Origin of the sequence: Streptomyces sp. NBC_00510, from assembly GCA_036013505.1 — a bacterium.
Lineage (GTDB): Bacteria > Actinomycetota > Actinomycetes > Streptomycetales > Streptomycetaceae > Actinacidiphila.
This window is the reverse complement of record CP107851.1, coordinates 9057189-9073745: the sequence shown is the minus strand read 5'-3', so window position 1 is coordinate 9073745 and position 16557 is coordinate 9057189. Positions and strand designations below refer to the sequence as shown.

Below are 16557 nucleotides of genomic sequence, written 5' to 3'. Positions count from 1 at the left end.
CGATGAAGGCAGCCCGGACCACCGGCCCCATATCCCCCGGACCCCGGCGCGGGCTCCACCACGCGGCGCTCGTCGCGCTCTGGGCCTGCGCACTCCTGCTGACCGCCTGCTCGGCCGGTCCGCCGGGGCGGAGCGCGGGGCACGGCCCCGCGGGGCCGCCGGGCACCGCCGCCGCTGCGACCGTTCCTCCCGCACTGGCCGGCTACTACCGGCAGAGGCTCGACTGGAAACCCTGCACGGACGAGCCGTCGTTCCAGTGCGCCACCCTGCGGGCCCCGCTGGACTACGCCCGTCCGTCGGCGGGCGACATCCGGCTGACCGCCACCCGCAAGCAGGCCATCGGGACCGCCTCCCAGCGCATCGGGTCGCTGCTCTTCAACCCCGGCGGCCCCGGCGAACCCGCGATCACCTCGCTCTGGTCCTACGCCGGGACCTTCTCAGCAGCCGTACGGACCGCATACGACCTGGTCGCGGTCGACCCGCGCGGGGTCGGCGACAGCACCCCGGTGCGCTGCGGCACCGGTACGGCCGGCACCCCTGCGGGGGTGCGGGGCCTGCCCGGCGCTGACGCGCCGGACTTCGCCGCGGCCGACGAGTCGGCACGCGACACCGCCGCCGCGTGCGAGCGCGGCGCGGGGCGTCTGCTGTCCCACGTGGGCACGCTCGACTCGGCCCGGGACATGGAACTCGTGCGCGCCCTCCTCGACGACGAGCGGCTGCACTACCTCGGCTTCTCCTACGGCTCCTACCTCGGTGCGAGCTACGCCGACCTCTTCCCGTCCCACGTCGGCCGCATGGTGCTGGACGGCGCCGTCGACCCCACGCTCGACGGCGTCCACAGCCTCCTGGGACAGGCCCGGGGCTACCAGATCGCCTGGGACTCCTTCGCCGCCGACTGCGCCGCCCGCCCGGCCTGCCCCGTGGGTCACTCCGCCGCCGAGGCAGGCCGCACCCTCGACGCCCTGGTCGAGGCCCTCGACCGGAGCCCGTTGCGGCAGGGCAAGGACGTCGTGGTCGACGGCGACGCCCTCATCAGCGCGGTCACCACGGCGCTCATGGCGCCCGCGTGGGAGAAGCTGCGCGCCGCGCTCGGCGAGGTGCGCTCCGGGGGCACCACCACCGTGCAGGAACTGGGCGGGGCCTTCGACGACTCCGGTTTCAGCGGTGACGCGTACGTCGCGATCAGCTGCCTCAGCGGCACCCTGGGACCACGGGCCACGCCCGCGCAGGCACGCGCGGCGTTCCCCGCGTTCGTCCGCGCCTCGCCCCGCTTCGGCACGTACTTCGCGGACCAGCTGTCCACCTGCGCCCACTGGCCGGTCCCCGCGGACCAGCCTGCCGGTGCCCTCACCGCGTCCGGCGCCGCGCCGATCCTGGTCGTCGGCACCACCCGCGACCCGGCGACCCCCTACTCCGAAGCGCGGACCCTGGCCCGCCTGCTCTCCTCGGGCCGGCTCCTCACCTACGACGGCGACGGGCACACCGCCTACCTCAGGTCGGTCGGCTGCGTCGACGACGCCGTCGACGGCTACCTGACCCGGGGCCAGTTGCCGCCCGCCGGCACGGTCTGCGCCTGACGTCCCCGACAAGGGTTCGGGGGCGGCTCGGGGTGGACCCTGATGCCCCGGGGGCGGCGCGCACGATGTGCTGGAGGCCCGCGCCACCACCCCCGCACACCAGGAGGAGCCCCATGCCCGTTCCGAGGGCGCTCGCATGAACCCCGGCGTGCTGTCCCTGGCGGCGGCCCTGCTGTCGGCGGTCTGCTACGCGACGGCGGCGGTCGCCCAGGAACGTACGGCCGCCGCCGGGCGGAAGCCGACGGGCGGCCTGTGGACGCTGGCGCTGGTCCTCCAGGCGGCCGGGGCGGGGCTGCACGCGGTCGCCCTGCGGTACGGGTCGCTGACCGTGGTCCAGGCACTGGGCGCGCTGACCCTCGTACTGGCGCTGCCGCTGCACGCCGCCCTCGGCCGGCGCCGCGTGCGGCCCCGGGAGTGGCGCGGGGCCGGGCTGACCGTCCTGGGGCTGGTCGCCCTTCTGCTGTCCACGGCGCCGCCCGGTACGGAACGGGCACTGGGTGGTGCCGAGTTGGTCCTACTGGCCGCGATCACGGCGGCGGCGGCGCTGGCGCTGACCCGGGTCCCGTGGGGGGCCGACCGCTCCGTGGTGCGCGCGCTGCGCTTCGCGACGGCGGCGGGCGCGGCGTTCGGGATCGCCTCGTGCCTGACCCAGGGCCTGGTGGTGCACCTGGCCGCGAGCGGGCTCGGAGCGGCCGTCGCCGACCCGATGCTCCTGGTGGCGGCCGGCTGCACCGGTGTCCTGGCGACCGCGGGGATGGTGTGGTCGCAGGAGGCGTACCGGGGTGGGCTGGGCGTCGCGCTGGCAGCGGTCACGTTGGCGAACCCCCTGGTCGCGGGGTGCGTCGGTGTCCTGCTGCTCGGCGAGGGTTTCCGGGGCGGCTCGGTGGGCCTGGCGGTGGCCCTGGCGGGGGCGGTGGCGGCGGGGCGGGGCGTGGTGGTCCTGTCCCGGCCGGCACCCCCGGCGGGCCGTACGCACCGGGTCCCCGGTCCGCGGGCGGCGTCGCCCGCGGTCGCCGACTAGTCGGCGGCCAGGGGGGCGAATTCCCGGCGGGCGGTGGCCCCGTGGGTGCAGCATGTCGGCAGTCCGGTCGAGGCCGGGCCGCGCGCCTCGTCCGAGGGGGGTCCCATGTTGCTCTGCACCTGTCCTGCCGTGCTGCCGTCCCGGTGCCGCCCGTGCGCGCACACCCTTCCGCGGCTGGCCGCCTCCGCGCTGATGGTGCTCGCCGTACTCGTCTCGGCCTGCGCGGGGTTCGCCGTGCACCGGGCGGAGCGCGCGCAGGCCCTGGCCGAACGGGGCCACCGGCACCTCGTGGAGGGCACCGCGCTGACCTCGACGGGGCCGGTCTTCCATGAGCACGGCATGCGGTCGTTACCGCCGGTGAGCGCCGGCTGGGAGTACCCGCACGGCCGTTCGCACACCGGACGGGTCCCGGTGGGGCGGCCCGTCGAGGCGGGCGAGCCGGTGCGGATCTGGGTGGACGACCGGGGCTCGCCAGCGCCGGAACCCCGCAGTACGGCCGGAGCGCGGGGCGCGGGCCTGGTGCTGGGCGTCACGTGCTTCCTGCTGTGGTCGGCCGTGGCCTGGGGCGTGCACCATGCCGTGGGCGCACTCGTGCTGCGCGGGCGGCTGAGGGCGTGGAAGCGGGAGTGGGCACGCGTCGAGCCGGTGTGGTCCGGCCGGGCACGCTGACCGGCGTCAGCGGAAGAGCCGCAGCACCCGCAGGCCTCTGACGTGGTCCTCGCCGGGGCCCGCCCTGAGTTCCTCCGGGGGTTTCCAGTCGGCGTGCAGGGCGGCCCAGAAGTCGGTCCACGCCTGGGTCTCCGTCGGCCCGCGCCCGACCGCGTCGGTTCCCGGACAGGTGACCACGTAACCGTCGCCGTCCTGCCGGATCGTCACCGCTGGCTCGACCATGGCCACCTCGCGTCCCGGTGCACCCGAATCACGTCAAGGGTCACCCGGTCGGCGCCGACGCGCAACAGCGCTCCGCGTGGGCCGTCCGGGGGACCCGGCAGCGGCCCACCGCGCCCCCGGGCACCGGGGGCGCGGCGGTATCCGCCGGCGCCGTCACCCGGCCAGGGCCACGCGGCGGAAGCCCTCGGCGAGGTAGCGCAGCCGTCTCACCACGTAGGCGAAGACCGGGCGGAAGGCCGGGACGGTGCTCCCCGGCCGGTAGGACGTGTCGCTCATCTCGGGCGACCCTTCTGGACGTGCACGGTGTGCGTCGGGGGTGGGTGTCAGTACGGGAGGGGCTTTCCGGACGGTGTCCGCAGGTCGATCGGAGGGCGCGACGGCGCCGGCTTCTTCGGTCGCTGGACGCGGATGCGGCGCATGGTCATCACTCCTTCGGAAACGCGGCCCGTGGTGGGCGGACCCTTCCAGTCCTACGCCGTGGGCACTGCTGCCCGCGTCAGGGAACGTCCCTGAAGCCACCCCTATGCCCGGCTTGTCCCTCCTCCCATGGGGTGAGTCACGCGTCAGGGTGCGTCGTGGCTGCTCAGGGGGGCCGCGGGGCGGAAACGGAGATGTCCCTCACAAGCGGCCAGACCGGCAATCAAGCGAGCCGTCCGGTGCGATCACCGAGGTCATCAGCGGGGAGTTCGGCATCTCACGGCCCGCCGTGTCCCAGCACCTGAGGGTCCCGCGGGAGAACGGCTTCGCCGTCGTGCGGGCGGAGGGGACCCGGAGGCTCTACGCCGTCCAGGCCGCGCCGCTGCGTGAGGTCGACGCATGGCTGGAGCGCTTCCGCGGCTTCCGGGAGCAGCCACGAGATCAACGCCGTCCACCGCTCGACCGGCAGCCGGGAGGTCTCCGGTGAGGAGGCGCGCACGGTGCCGCTGCGCCGTACGTACGACGCCCCGGTCGAGGACGTGTGGGACGCCTGCACTCCCCGCCGGCGTTGCCCTGCAGCCGGCACCGGCCGCCGAGCCGCAGATCGCCGGTGACCGGCAGGAACCGTGGCCGCCGCGGTCACCGCCACGACCGGCTTCTACGTCCCGGCACGGCCCGCGTAGCCCGTCCCCCCGGTGCGGCGTTTGCCCCGCCCGACCTCTCGGTTTAAAGTCGAAACCGGGAGAGGGCGATGCAGAAGAAGGACTTCAGTGACGGACCGTGCCCGGTCGCGCGGACCCTGGGCGTCGTCGGCGACTGGTGGTCGCTGCTGATCGTCAGGGACGCGCTCAACGGGGTGCGCCGGTTCAACGACTTCCACCGCGGCCTGGGCTGCGCCAAGAACATCCTGAGCAGCCGTCTCACCAAGCTGGTGGAGCACGGGGTGCTGCGCACGGTGCCCGCCTCGGACGGGAGTCCGTACCGGGAGTACGAACTCACCGAGGAGGGCAAGGGCCTGCGGCTCGTGCTGCTCGCCCTGCGCCAGTGGGGCGAGGCCAACCTCTTCGAGCCCGGGGAGGAGCGGACCACCGTCGTGGACCGGGCGACCGGTCGCCCGGTGGCCCCGCTGGGGATGCACGACGCCGACGGCCGGCCGCTCGGGCCCGACGACGTCGAGTTGCGGACGCCGGCGCCCTGACGACCCGCGGGGTGCCGGACCGCGACGGGGGAAACGCGGTCCGGCACCCGCACCGCACGTCTGTCCGCGATGGTGCCGTTCATGCGCACCGGGCCGCGCCCGGTGCGCATGGCCCCCGCGCCGCGCTCAGTGGGGTCGGGCCGCCGGCTCCAGGACGAAGACCGGGATCTCGCGCTCGGTCTTCTTCTGGTAGTCCGCGTAGTCGGGGAAGGCCTCGACGGCCCGGTCCCACCACAGGGCCTTCTCCTCTCCGGACACCTCACGCGCCGTCATGTCCTGGCGCCGGAGGCCGTCCTGGAGCTCGACCCGGGGGTCGGAGACCACGTTGTGGTACCAGACCGGGTTCTTGGGGGCGCCGCCCAGCGAGGCGACCACGGCGTACCGTCCGCCGTGCTCCACCCGCATCAGGGGCGTCTTGCGGATCTTCCCGCTCTTCGCGCCGCGGGTCGTCAGGATGACCACGGGCAGGTCCCGCATCGTGGTCCCCTCGGTGCCCCCGGAACTCTCGTACCGCTCGACCTGCTCGCGCGCCCACGTCTGCGGGCTCGGTTCGTACTCGCCCTCCAATGGCACGGGCTCCTCCTCGGTCTCGGTGGTGCTGTCCCGTCCCATCCTCCCTCGCCCGCCGCCTCGTTGCGACGCACACCCCACCGCGTGCGCGTGCTCACCCGGCCGCGTCGCGCAGCAACGGCCGCAGGGAGTGCGCGAGTTCGACCTGGTGCGTGAGGTAGGGGGCGTGCGCGCCGGGGAAGTCGACGGTCGCCGCCAGACCCCCCGTTCGAAGGCCCGGCCGAACCGGGCGCGCACCTTGCCGGGATCCGAGCTCACCGACAGGAACGGGGGCTCGTGGACGATGGCCGCCCGCACCGTCTCCGGGTGGCGCAGCGCGAGGTTGAGCAGGATCACCGCCCCGCTCCCGGACCCCGGGGCGGCCGCCGCGGGGTCGCCGAGGCCGCGGAGCGGCCCGGCGGCGTCGTCGGCCTGCTCGCCGATGGACATCGAGGTCCGTCGCGGCGGACGCGGACTGCGCGGGTTCCCCCTGCGGTCGTAGGAGACGACGGTGAACTCGTCGGCGAGCGTCTCGGCCGTCCTGGCCCACACACCCGAGTCGCCGCCCGCCCCGGAGATGCACACGAGGGGCAGCCCCTGGCCGCGGCGCTCGCGGTGGAGGGCGACCGCGCCGACCTCGATCAGATGCCCATGGGGAGGGTCTTCCCGCCGCGGCGCTCCTCCGGCGTGGGCCGTCCGGGTGAGGCGGCCGCGAAGAGGTCGGTGCAGCTCGGCTGCCATGCACCCTCTGGTGGCGGTATGTCACGAGAAGCGCTTTTCGTCCGGTGGTGATTTGCTGCGCATGGCGGCGGACCGGTTCTGGGAGCCCCCTCCACGGAGCCGCCGTCTCATCCCTTTCCCGTCACAGCTCAAGGAGGAGCTTGATGTCGGTCTACACCCCCCAGCAGTACGGTCAGCAGCTGCAGCAGCCGCACTGGCAGCAGTCCGGTCAGCAGCAGTCGCAGCCGTGGGCAGGCCAGCAGGGCTACGGACAGCAGGGCATCGGCCAGCCGTTCATGGGTCTGCAGGGCTACGGGCAGCAGCACTTCGGCCAGCCCGGAATCGGGCAGGGCCAGCAGCAGCTGCCGCTGCTGGTGACCGAGCTGTCGCTGCGCTGTGCGGCCACCGCGGTCAACGCCGTGGTCGAGCAGGTGCGCATCGACCCGCAGATCATGATGGGCATCCAGGCGCAGGGCCAGATCCCCCCGCACGCCTGGAGCAGCGTGCTCACCGAGTGCGCCCGCCGCATCGCGCCGGTCGTGCACAGCGCGCTGAGCCAGATCGCCCAGGGCCAGTCCCCGTTCGGCCAGTACGGCCAGCAGTTCGGCCAGCAGTTCAGCCAGTACGGCCAGTTCCCGGGCCAGTTCCAGAACGGTCAGTTCCAGAACGGCCAGTCCCCGTACGGGCAGTCGCCGTACGGGCAGCACGTCGGTCAGATGCCGCTCGGCATCTGAGCGGTCTCCCGGTCGGCCGGGGCGGCCCCTGCGGCTGCCCCGGCCGACCGGGCCGTCCGGCCGCGGCAGCGGCGCGGTGTGGTCCAACGCAAGGTGATCGGTGAAGGCGGAAGCGTGATGAGTGAGCAGCAGGGCAACGGCGGCATGGCGAAGGGACACGGCGGCGCCAAGGGCGGCCGCAAGCCCGGTGCCGGATCGGAAGCCGGCGGGGCGAACGGACCGGTCACGGGACCGGGCGGGACGAAACAGGGCCCCGAGCACTACATGGGGATGGCGGGGACGCACGCCGGGCACCCGGGCCGCGCGGGCTGGGGCCGGTACCTGGTGGCGCCCCGGCCGGCCCCCTGGCTGACCGCGGGCGTGCCGCCCGTCGAGGCCTCGGCGCTGTTCACGCTGCTCGAGGAGGATCCGGAGGTGGAGGTGGTCGCCCAGGTGCACCCCTCCCGCTCCCGCGGCCTGGAGGCGATCGCCGAACCCCACCCGGTGTGCCCCCCGGTGGCCGTGGTGACGATGCCCCACGAACGTGCGCGGGCGCTGGCCGCCAACCCCCAGGTGGTGGTCGAGGCCGACCAGCCGCTCGCCTACGCGCCGGCCCCCGCGGGGCGGCCGGCCGCCTGGGCCGTGGACCCGGCGATGGAGGTCACCCTCCAGGAGCCGCCGCGCATCACGGTGCGCGTGACGAGTCGCGGTCAGGGCGTACCCGACGCGCAGGTGTGGGCGACGGGCACCGGCGCGACGGCGTACGCCGTCACCGGCGCCGACGGCCGGGCGCAGCTCGTCCTGCCGGCGGACACCCCTGCGACCCTCCGGTCCCTGTACGTGCGCCCGGCGGGCGACCACTGGCCGGTGCGCACCGGCCGCCCCTTCCCGGACGACGACACCCTGTCCGGCGCCGAGGTGGAGGTGGTGGTCCGCTCCCTGGCGGAGACCTTCGAGGGCTTCCCGGACCGGCCGCTCACCGGCTGGGGCTGGCAGGCGATGCGCCTGCACGAGATCCCCCCGACCTACCGCGGCCACGGCGTCTCCGTGGCCCTGCTGGACTCCGGCGTCGACACCTCGCACCCGGACCTGAAGGACACCGTCCGCTCCGGCGCCGACTTCACCCCCGCCGCCGACGACGCGGGCTGGCGGACGGACGCGACCGGGCACGGCACCCGCTGCGCCGGGATCGTGGCCGCCGCCGACAACCGCACCGGGGTCACCGGCATCGCGGCGGACGCCACGGTGCACGCCCTCAAACTGTTCCCCGGCGGCCGCGTCGCCGACCTGCTGCGCGCGGTGGACCACTGCATCTCCCACGACATCGACGTCGCGCAGATCAACGTCACCTACGACCAGCCCTCGCAGCTGGCGGCGTGGAAGCTGATGGACGCGCACGCGGCGGGCATCGCCGTCATCGCCCCGGCGGGCGACACCTCAGGTGCGCTCAGCCCGCTCGCCGCCCTGCCCACCGTGCTGGCCGCGGGCGCCCTCGCGCACACCGGCACCTACCCGCCGGACAGCCCGGCGGCCGCCACCCAGCCTCCGTGGCCCGGTCCGTACCCGGCGCCCTTCACGCCCACCGGGCCCGGCGTCGACCTCACCGCGCCCGGAACCGCGATCGTCACCACGGCGCTCGGCGCCACCTACACGGTCGCCGAGGGCACCGCCATCGCGGCGGCCCATCTCACCGGACTGGCCGCGTTGCTGCTCGCCCACCACGAGCAGCTGCGGGCGGCGCCGCACCCCCGCGGCGCCGCCCGCACGGACCAGCTGATGGCCCTGCTCCGCGGTGCCAGCCGGCCGCTGCCCGTCACCGAACCGCTCCGCGTCGGCGCCGGGCTGCCCGACGCCCCGACCGCGCTCGGTCTCGCCGCCTCGACGGCGGCGACGTTCGACGCGTCCGCCGACCCCCTGGCGACGGGCTCGCCCTCCCCCAACTGAGGCGCGCCCCGCACACCGGGCGGTGGTCCGGTCCCGTCTCCCGGGCCACCGCCCGCTAACGCCCCGCCGGCGCGTGCGCATCGTTCCGCTGCTCGTCCACGCGCCGTACGTGGCGTCGGGGCGGGCTCACAGCCGCGGCAGGGCCTCCCAGCGACGGCGGGGACGGCGGAGGTCGAGCCAGAGGACGTAGCCGCGCAGATAGGTCTCCAGACCGTCGTCGAGGTAGGCGACGAAGTCACGGTGGCCGCGAACGGCGTCCTGATAGTGCGGCCGGTACCTGAGCGCGGCGTTGTCGCCCCACTCGGGATGCGCGTCGGCGCCCCAGTCGGCCGCGATCGCCACCGCCCACTCACGGACCCGGCCCCGGTCGCGCCACCAGGCGCGGACGAGGTCGGGGGTCCAGTGCTCGTCGCCGTCCCAGCCGTATCCGCTGTACAGCTCCAGGCGGGCGGCCGCGACGAGGGCCTCCGTCTCGGCCTCGTTCACCGGCTGGCGGAAGACGAACTCCGTCCCGAAGCCACCCCCCAGGTCGTCGTCGTAGGCGATGTGGCGCGGGGCGTCGAGCCGGCCGGTCGCCATCGAGTCGGTGGCCGCGCCGTAGAAGGGGCCGGGGACGTTGCGCCAGTTGCGGTCGGCCCAGGCGCCGGTGAAGACCTCCCGGCCCGGCTCCTCGGCGGCCAGCAGGCGCCGGGCCGTGGGCAGCGGATCCCAGTGGGCGTGCACGGCGTCTCCTCCCCGTCCGTCGACGGCAGCGAGTATCGCGGGCGGACGGTCAGAGCGCCGCACCGGGGGTGCGGGCGACGATCAGCACGACGGAGCGGTCGCCGATCCGGACGACGCGGGCGACCGGCGCGTGCAGGCCCGAGGCGACCGCCAGGTCCGCGGCGTCCCGTGCCGTCACCGGGAGCGGCAGGTCGCGTGCGACGAGCGACGCGAAGCGGCCGGAGGCCCGGAAGCCGGACGCGAGGGGGAGGCTGTACCCGACACGGCCACCGGGCCGCAGGGCGCGCCGCCAGTCGGCGAGGGCCCGCCCACCGAGGAAGTGCAGGGACGACGCGCACAGGACCAGGTCGAGCGCACGGTCGGCGCAGGGCAGCGGCACGGCGTCCGCGACCCGCCAGTCGATCGCCCCGGGAGCAGCCTGGCGCTCGGCGCGCGCCCGGCCCGCGGCGATCATGGCCGCGGAGACGTCCACGGCCAGCACCGCGGGGTCGGCGGACGAACGGGAGCGGGCGAGCGTCAGGGCCACCGCCCCGGTGCCGCAGGCCACGTCGGCCACCCGCCGGTCCACCGGCGTGGGGTCCACCAGCTCGATCAGGGCCGCGGCGACAGCGTCGTGATGGTCGTCGTCATAGTCCGCGGCCAGCAGGTCGAACGCCTGACTCATCGGCGTCCGCTGCCGTGTCGACTCCGGCGTGGGCCCGTGCATGCGGTGGCGGTCCTCCCAGGGCGTCGCGCACGATCGCGACGACGGCCATGTCGTCCTGCAGCGGGGCGGAGACGTGGGCCAGCAGGTCCTCGGTCATCTCCCGTACGAGCTGGTCGGGGCCCCGGTCGCCCCACTCCGCGACCCGGCTGATGAGCGGGTAGAACTCCCCGTCGCCGTTCCGGGCCTCGGTCACACCGTCGGTGTAGAGCAGCAGCCGGTCGCCGGGGGCGAAGGTGAAGGTGGTGGGAGCGTAGCCGCTCCCGGTCAGTCCGCCGAGGCCCAGCGGGGGCGCCGGTTCGGGGACGTCGAGGGTGGTGACGGTTCCGTCGTGGAGGAGGATCGGCGGCAGGTGGCCGCAGCTGACCACGTGCACGTACGGCTCGTCGTCGGGGATCTCGACGACGGCGGCGGTGACGAAGCGCTCCCCGACGTCGGTTTCGCTCGGCTCGTCCCACGCCTGGGTCAGCTCCCAGCGGACGCTGCCCTCCAGCAACTCCATCAGCTCCGCCAAGGGCGCCTGCCGGTGCGCGGAGGCGCGGAACGCCCCGAGGACGGTCTCGGTGTCGCCGATGGAACCCAGTCCCTTGCCCCGCACGTCGCCGATGAGCAGGCGGGTGGCCCGCGCCGTGCGGGCGACGGCGTACAGGTCGCCGCCGATGCGGTCGCCGTCGCCGGCGCTGCGGTACGCCGTGGCGATGGACACCGGCCCGGCTTGGCGCGGCAGCGGCCGCAGCACCACGCCCTGGGTCGCCTGGGACACCTCGCGCAGCTCGGCGAGCTCACGTCTGCGGCGCTCGCGCAGGGCGCTGATGAGGACGAGCAGCAAGGAGAGCAGCACCAGGGAACCGAGCTGGACGAGGACGTTCTCGGTGAGGAGCGTGTGCCGCTCGGCGCCCGCGGCGACGAGTGCGAGCACCGCCGCGAGCCCCGTCAGGGCGCCGCGTACGGCTCCGGCGAACGCGGAGGCCAGCGCGACCGGGATGACCAGCACATGGGCGAGGTGGATGTCCTTGGGGACGAAGTGGTCGGCGACCGGCACCGCCGTGATGATCGCGACCATCACGGCGAGGAAGACCCTGCAACCCGATCCGATGGGATCCTGCATCGCCGAGAGACGGGACCCGAGCTCCATGCGGGTGCCTCCCTTCCCGCACCCGGGCCGGGTGCGACCACGACAAGCCCTCGCTCTACGCGATCTCAACATACGGGCTTTTCGTTTTCTTCCGGACAAAATTCTCGTACGAGAATCCATCATCCGACGTCCGGAGGCGTGGGCGGGAGACCCACGGGCACTTCCCGCGGGCTCAGGCGGCCAGCAGATCCGCCCAGCGCCCGCCGCCACGGCTGCGGGTACCGACGCCGGAACCGATGCCGAGGCTGTCGACGATGGCGGCTCCACGGCCGTGCTCGCCGGGGCCGCGGCCGGCGGCCCAGGCGCCGTGCCACGGCGCGGGCCCGCCGTCCGTGACCTCGACGCGGATGATCGCCGTGCCGTCGACCTCGCCGCGGCGCAGGCGCAGGGCGACCGGGGGCAGCGCGTGCTCCACGGCGTTGGTCACCAGTTCCGATACGACGAGGACGGCGTCGTGGACGGCCTCCTCCGGCACCGACCAGCCGGTCAGCACGGTGCGCGCGGTGCGTCGCGCGACGGCGACGGCCACGGCACGGTGCTCCAGCTCGCACACGTACACGTCGGTACGGCCGGCCGATGACGAGGTGGCGTACCAGTGCGTCATGTCCATCACTCCCCACGCCGAAGGGCTGCTCCGCAGCGTCACCGGTATGGGGAAGGGCCCCCGGTCCGTCCCCAACGGATGCGGGGCCCCGGCACCCGCTCACAGGGTGTACCCCGCAGTGACCTCCTGAACCCCACGTGTCACAGCGGTCGCTCAACGCCTCCCGGAGGCCCGTGACCCGTCTGCGATGCTGGTCGCGTGCCGCCCCCGCAGACCACCCCCGAACCGATCACCGCGGACCCGCCCGACGTCGCCGCCGGCCCGCTGCTCACCCAGTCGTGGCTCGACCTGGCCTTCCTCCACTGGGCGGCCGACCCCGCCGACATCGCGCCGCTCCTGCCGGCCGGCACCGTCCCCGACACCCTCGACGGCGTCACCTACGTCGGCCTCGTCGCCTTCCGCATGCACCGCGTCGGCTGGTTCCGCCTCCCGGGCGTCCCCTACCTGGGCACCTTCCCCGAGACGAACGTCCGGCTGTACTCCGTGGACGCCCACGGGCGGCGCGGTGTCGTCTTCCGGTCGCTCGACGCGTCCCGGCTGATACCGGTGGCGGTCGCGCGCGCCGCGTTCCGCCTGCCGTACCTGTGGTCGCGGATGGCGATCCGCCGCGACGGCGACACCCTCACGTACACCAGCACGCGCCGCTGGCCGGGCCCGCGCGGGGCGCACTCGCGCATCACCGTGCGCGTCGGCGAGCCCGTCGCGGAACCCACCGAGCTCGAACACTTCCTCACCGCGCGCTGGGGTCTGCACAACACCTTCTTCGAGCGGCAGCTGTACCTGCCGAACTCCCACCCCCGCTGGCCGCTCCACCGCGCCGAACTGCTCGACTGCGACGAGAGCCTGATCACGGCCGCGGGCCTGCCCGCCCCCGTGGGCCCCCCGGTCAGCGTCCTGTACTCCCCCGGCGTCCCCGTCCGCTTCGGCCGCCCCTCCCGCCCGGGCGGCATCCCCACGCCCTGAGGCCTTGCGGCTCCGGGGCCGCGGCTCAGTCGGGCGGGAGGAGCGTGCCCAGGGGCCCGAGGTCGAGGTTGAGGTCGGACATGGACAGGCCGTACTGCACGCACAGGCCTTCCATGCGGTCGTGGAGGATCATCAGGGTGGCGCCGAGGCGCTCTTCCTCCTCCTCGGTGAGGTCGCCCGCGTCGACGCGGTGGAGTGCCTGGCGTTCCATGAGCTGGCGGAGGAGTTCGACGAGGGTCAGGACGAGCTTCATCAGGTCGCGTTCGACCGTGTCGGGGTCGGTGCTGATGCGGCGCGCGGGGCAGGGGGACGGGCTGTCGCGCGGGACGGCGGGGAGCAGGCGGAAGGCGCGGGCGGCGGCGTCGGCGACCTCGCCGAGGCGGTCCGGGGGGTGGTCGTCGCCGGGGGGTGCCGGGGGTGTCATGGGCCGGGCCCCGGGCCCCACGGGGAGGGGTTGCGTTCGCTGACGGAGACGATCAGGGCCCGCAGGGAGATGCGGACGAGGTCGATGTCGGCGATGGAGAGCACCACGTCGCCAGTGAGGACGACGCCGCCGCTCAGGAGGCGGTCGAGCAGGTCGACGAGGGCCACCTGACGCTCCGCCAGAGGTTCGGGGGCCCGGTCGGCGGCGGTCATGGCGGCGCGTCCGCCACGTCCGCCACGTCCGCGTCGGGGAGGGCGGCGAACGAGTACGGGGCCCAGGGGCCGGTGACGTCGACGCGCACCCCGGGCAGTCCTTCGCCGGCGGCGAGGACGCGGGTGCGGAAGGCCTCGGCCCGTTCGTCCGCGAGGAGGAAGGCGTCGTTGAGGACGTTCTCCCCCGCGTCGGCGGCGAGTTGCCCCTGCTGCACACGGTGCCGGGCGTGCCCGGTGGCCAGTTCGCGGCCGATCGCCCCGACGCGTGCGGCGGCTTCCTCCGCCGCGCGGTAGGCCTCGTCGCGGGAATGCCGCTGGGCGCGGCGGGCACGCAGATAGGCGCGGCCGGGGCTGAGGTCCTCGCCGGCGCCGGCGGTACCGGCGGTCCCCGCGGACGCAGCCCCCGCCGTGGCCTCCACGTAGATCTTGACCCCCCATTCGAGATGTCCTGCGAGCCGCTCCAGGACCCGCGTGAACGCCGCGTCGTCGTCCCGCAGCACGGCCAGGACGCGTGCGTCGTCCAGGTAGACCGTGGCCAGCCGCAGGGGCAGCACCGTGGTGTGCGCCGAGAGCGCCTCGATGACGGTGTGGTGGGCGCGGGCGACGGCCTCCAGCCAGTCCAGGTCCTCCAGGTGCCGGCGGAGGGCGTCCTCCCGGAAGTCCGCGGCGGGCACCGGGCTGACGGCCGCGGCCAGCGGACCGGACGTCACGAGCCGCACCGGTGCCCCGGCGACGCCCGTCAGCGCGTCCAGGACTCCCTCCGGAACGCCGCCGCCGCGCAGCACGGCGTACGCGTAGCTGACCCGGTCATCCATCGTCCGTCCCGGGGTCGCCGCCGCGGCGGTGCGTCGCCGAGGAGGACCGCGTGCGGTGGCGGGAGGCCACGCTGCCCCGCGGCGTGTCCGTCAGCTCCCGCCCTTCCTTCAGCGCCTCGATCTCCTCGCGCAGCCGGCGGTTCTCCTGCGCGAGCGAACTCTCCCCGTGGGCACGGGAGGACAGCGACGGATCGTGCTCCCACCAGTCGATGCCCATCTCCTTGGCCTTGTCGACGGAGGCCACCAGCAGCCGCAGCTTGATGGTGAGCAGTTCGATGTCGAGCAGGTTGATCTGGATGTCGCCGGCGATGACGATGCCCTTGTCCAGGACCCGCTCGAGGATGTCCGCCAGGTTGGCCGAGGACCCCTGCCCCTGGGCGTACGACTGGGGACCGGCCCTCGTGGGATACGAGCCGAGCCGGCCCGCCGGGGAATCCGTCACTGCGTCACCTCGTCTCAGGGCGCGGGCTCACCGCGCCGGAAGGCCGCGATCTCGTCGAGGCGGTCGAGCAGTTCCTCCTCGCGGGCCTCGAAGGTCTCCTCGTCGATCCGTCCGGCGAGGAGTTCCTTCTCCAGGGCGGCGAGTTCGCGTTCGACGGGCTCGGGGTCGTAGTACTCCTGCTCGGCGGCCTCCAGTACGCGCTCGACCACCCAACCCACCCCGCGCACCGGCGCCAGGGGGAGGGTGACGATCTGGGTGAACAGTCCCATGGGGGCCACTCCCTCTCACACGAAGCTGTACGGGGGCAGCGGTCCGAGCAGCCGGAAGTCGCACTCCTCGCCCACCTGGTTGGCAAGGCTCAGTTGCGTGGCCAGGAACATCTCCTCCTTGCTGTCGTCCACCAGGAAGGAGACGCTGAGGAAGTCCTGTCCGCCCGGCGCGGAGGCCACGTCGTCGCGGACGAAGGGGCGCAGCGCCTCGACGATCCCCGCCCCGAGGGCCTGCTGGCGGGCCTGCACCTCGTTGGCGAGCAACTCGCCCAGCATCAGCGGCACGTCGGGGGAAGCGGCTCCGCCGCGGATCTCCTCGTTCAGCCGGCGTGCCTCGTCGTTCTCCTCCAGGACCCGGCGCAGCAGGGAGTCCTCGTCCCACGAGACCTTCAGGTGGTACTCGGCGCAGCCCTGCAGGTTCTTCAGCTGCTCCCGGTACTCCACCGCACGCTCCTCCAGCGCGGTCTTCACAGCCTCATCGTCGGGTGCCGTGAAGCCGAAGCGCAGTGGCAGCACGGCACCGTCGGCCATCAGCCGTTCCTGCACCTCCTGATGGGCGAGCACGTCCCTGCGCCGGGGACGCAGGTCCTCGGGGGCCTCGCTCACGACCGCGGAGAGCTCGGCGTTCGTCACCGTGCGCAACTCCTGGCCCGATCCGCCGACGGCCGTGAGGCCGTCCAGGCGCAACGGGTGGTCCTTCGCGGTGATGGAGTAGACGTAGACGGCCATGGTCATTCCCTCTCCCGCCGGGAAGCCCGCCCGGTGCTCCTGCGCCGCGGCTGCCGGGGCTCCTCCTCGTACTCCGCCTCCTCCTCTTCGGGCTCTTCCTCGTACTCGTCCTCCTCCTCGTCCTCGTCGCCGCCCTTCAGGGCGCCGGTCACGGCATCCACGGCGCCGGAGAGCGCGCCCTTCGACTTGCCCTTCGCGCCGCTCTCGGTGATCTCGCCGACGAGGTCCGTGAGCTGGGTGGGCTGTTTCCGGCCGGACTCCAGGTCGAGACGGTTGCACGCCTCGGCGAAGCGCAGATAGGTGTCGACGCTGGCCACGACGATGCGGGCGTCGATCTTCAGGATCTCGATGCCCACCAGGGACACGCGGATGAACACGTCGATGACGAGTCCTCGGTCCAGGATGAGCTCCAGGACGTCGTAGAGGCTCCCCCCGCCACCACCCCTCGACATGCCGCCCCCGCTCTGCGGCACCACGGTCATGGCGCCTCCCTTCAGCGCCTTGTGTC

Annotated in this window: 21 protein-coding genes and 2 pseudogenes; 8 read left to right on the top strand and 15 right to left on the bottom strand. The window is 74.4% G+C overall.

Features of this window, described 5'->3' with window-relative positions; all coding sequences use genetic code 11:
* The first annotated feature begins 2 nt into the window (after nt 1-2).
* From OG937_41475 to OG937_41465, 3 genes are all read left to right on the top strand, one after another.
* Nucleotides 3-1577 (top strand): alpha/beta hydrolase, encoded by a 1575-nt coding sequence (locus OG937_41475; protein WUD77725.1) that lies wholly within the window; start codon nt 3-5, stop codon nt 1575-1577.
* A gap of 136 nt (nt 1578-1713) precedes the next feature.
* Entirely contained in the window at nt 1714-2598 is an 885-nt protein-coding gene (locus OG937_41470; protein WUD77724.1) for a DMT family transporter, read from the top strand.
* 105 nt (nt 2599-2703) lie between these two features.
* Nucleotides 2704-3267 (top strand): hypothetical protein, encoded by a 564-nt coding sequence (locus OG937_41465; protein WUD77723.1) that lies wholly within the window; start codon nt 2704-2706, stop codon nt 3265-3267.
* 6 nt (nt 3268-3273) lie between these two features.
* Here OG937_41465 and OG937_41460 read toward each other — a convergent pair whose 3' ends face one another.
* Both OG937_41460 and OG937_41455 read right to left on the bottom strand, forming a co-directional pair.
* Nucleotides 3274-3489: a hypothetical protein gene (locus OG937_41460; GenBank protein ID WUD77722.1), complete on the bottom strand. Its 216-nt coding sequence runs from the start codon at nt 3487-3489 to the stop codon at nt 3274-3276.
* 153 nt (nt 3490-3642) lie between these two features.
* A complete protein-coding gene (locus OG937_41455) occupies nt 3643-3765 on the bottom strand; it encodes a hypothetical protein (GenBank protein ID WUD77721.1) in 123 nt (40 codons plus the stop codon).
* Between the two features lie 370 nt (nt 3766-4135).
* Between OG937_41455 and OG937_41450 the strand changes: the two are divergent.
* Both OG937_41450 and OG937_41445 read left to right on the top strand, forming a co-directional pair.
* A pseudogene (locus OG937_41450) lies at nt 4136-4393 on the top strand (helix-turn-helix domain-containing protein).
* 264 nt (nt 4394-4657) lie between these two features.
* Nucleotides 4658-5104 carry a helix-turn-helix transcriptional regulator gene (locus tag OG937_41445; protein ID WUD77720.1) on the top strand — a complete coding sequence of 149 codons (447 nt, stop codon included), beginning with the start codon at nt 4658-4660 and terminating at the stop codon, nt 5102-5104.
* 126 nt (nt 5105-5230) lie between these two features.
* On the opposite strand, the gene OG937_41440 is transcribed toward OG937_41445, so the two are convergent.
* Together OG937_41440 and OG937_41435 are read right to left on the bottom strand one after the other, a co-directional pair.
* Nucleotides 5231-5677, bottom strand: a complete 447-nt coding sequence (locus OG937_41440; GenBank protein WUD79042.1) for a nitroreductase family deazaflavin-dependent oxidoreductase — start codon at nt 5675-5677, stop codon at nt 5231-5233.
* A gap of 216 nt (nt 5678-5893) precedes the next feature.
* Nucleotides 5894-6394, bottom strand: a pseudogene (locus OG937_41435) (alpha/beta hydrolase).
* A gap of 143 nt (nt 6395-6537) precedes the next feature.
* Here OG937_41435 and OG937_41430 point away from each other — a divergent pair.
* Together OG937_41430 and OG937_41425 are read left to right on the top strand one after the other, a co-directional pair.
* The gene (locus tag OG937_41430; protein WUD77719.1) at nt 6538-7107 is read left to right on the top strand and encodes a hypothetical protein; all 570 of its coding nucleotides are present in this window, start codon (nt 6538-6540) and stop codon (nt 7105-7107) included.
* A gap of 117 nt (nt 7108-7224) precedes the next feature.
* Entirely contained in the window at nt 7225-9030 is a 1806-nt protein-coding gene (locus OG937_41425) for a S8 family serine peptidase (GenBank protein ID WUD77718.1), read from the top strand.
* Nucleotides 9031-9156: 126 nt separating this feature from the next.
* On the opposite strand, the gene OG937_41420 is transcribed toward OG937_41425, so the two are convergent.
* From OG937_41420 to OG937_41405, 4 genes are all read right to left on the bottom strand, one after another.
* On the bottom strand, nt 9157-9753 hold the full coding sequence (locus OG937_41420; GenBank protein ID WUD77717.1) for a ferredoxin: 597 nt from the start codon (nt 9751-9753) through the stop codon (nt 9157-9159).
* A gap of 49 nt (nt 9754-9802) precedes the next feature.
* A complete protein-coding gene (locus tag OG937_41415; GenBank protein WUD77716.1) occupies nt 9803-10417 on the bottom strand; it encodes a class I SAM-dependent methyltransferase in 615 nt (204 codons plus the stop codon).
* The gene (locus OG937_41410; protein WUD77715.1) at nt 10380-11591 is read right to left on the bottom strand and encodes a serine/threonine-protein phosphatase; all 1212 of its coding nucleotides are present in this window, start codon (nt 11589-11591) and stop codon (nt 10380-10382) included. The genes OG937_41415 and OG937_41410 overlap by 38 nt, the downstream gene beginning before the upstream one ends.
* 172 nt (nt 11592-11763) lie before the next feature.
* Nucleotides 11764-12195, bottom strand: coding sequence for an ATP-binding protein (locus tag OG937_41405; GenBank protein ID WUD77714.1), 432 nt, complete (start codon nt 12193-12195; stop codon nt 11764-11766).
* A 198-nt stretch (nt 12196-12393) separates the two neighbouring features.
* Between OG937_41405 and OG937_41400 the strand changes: the two genes are divergently transcribed.
* Complete coding sequence (locus OG937_41400; protein WUD77713.1) at nt 12394-13158, top strand: DUF2071 domain-containing protein; 765 nt, start codon at nt 12394-12396, stop codon at nt 13156-13158.
* Nucleotides 13159-13183: 25 nt separating this feature from the next.
* Here OG937_41400 and OG937_41395 read toward each other — a convergent pair whose 3' ends face one another.
* Genes OG937_41395 through gvpA form a run of 7 tightly spaced genes read right to left on the bottom strand, consistent with a single transcriptional unit; the run spans nt 13184 to nt 16531 of the window.
* The gene (locus OG937_41395; protein ID WUD77712.1) at nt 13184-13582 is read right to left on the bottom strand and encodes a gas vesicle protein K; all 399 of its coding nucleotides are present in this window, start codon (nt 13580-13582) and stop codon (nt 13184-13186) included.
* Nucleotides 13579-13794 carry a gas vesicle protein gene (locus tag OG937_41390; protein ID WUD77711.1) on the bottom strand — a complete coding sequence of 72 codons (216 nt, stop codon included), beginning with the start codon at nt 13792-13794 and terminating at the stop codon, nt 13579-13581. The genes OG937_41395 and OG937_41390 overlap by 4 nt, the downstream gene beginning before the upstream one ends.
* Complete coding sequence (locus OG937_41385) at nt 13791-14609, bottom strand: GvpL/GvpF family gas vesicle protein (GenBank protein WUD77710.1); 819 nt, start codon at nt 14607-14609, stop codon at nt 13791-13793. Before OG937_41385 ends, OG937_41390 begins: the two co-directional genes overlap by 4 nt.
* The gene (locus OG937_41380; protein WUD77709.1) at nt 14602-15051 is read right to left on the bottom strand and encodes a gas vesicle protein; all 450 of its coding nucleotides are present in this window, start codon (nt 15049-15051) and stop codon (nt 14602-14604) included. Before OG937_41380 ends, OG937_41385 begins: the two co-directional genes overlap by 8 nt.
* 14 nt (nt 15052-15065) lie before the next feature.
* Nucleotides 15066-15320, bottom strand: coding sequence for a gas vesicle protein GvpG (locus OG937_41375; GenBank protein ID WUD77708.1), 255 nt, complete (start codon nt 15318-15320; stop codon nt 15066-15068).
* 15 nt (nt 15321-15335) lie between these two features.
* Nucleotides 15336-16049 (bottom strand): GvpL/GvpF family gas vesicle protein, encoded by a 714-nt coding sequence (locus tag OG937_41370; protein WUD79041.1) that lies wholly within the window; start codon nt 16047-16049, stop codon nt 15336-15338.
* A 2-nt stretch (nt 16050-16051) separates the two neighbouring features.
* Nucleotides 16052-16531 carry a gas vesicle structural protein GvpA gene (gene gvpA / locus OG937_41365; GenBank protein ID WUD77707.1) on the bottom strand — a complete coding sequence of 160 codons (480 nt, stop codon included), beginning with the start codon at nt 16529-16531 and terminating at the stop codon, nt 16052-16054.
* Nucleotides 16532-16557: the final 26 nt, after the last annotated feature.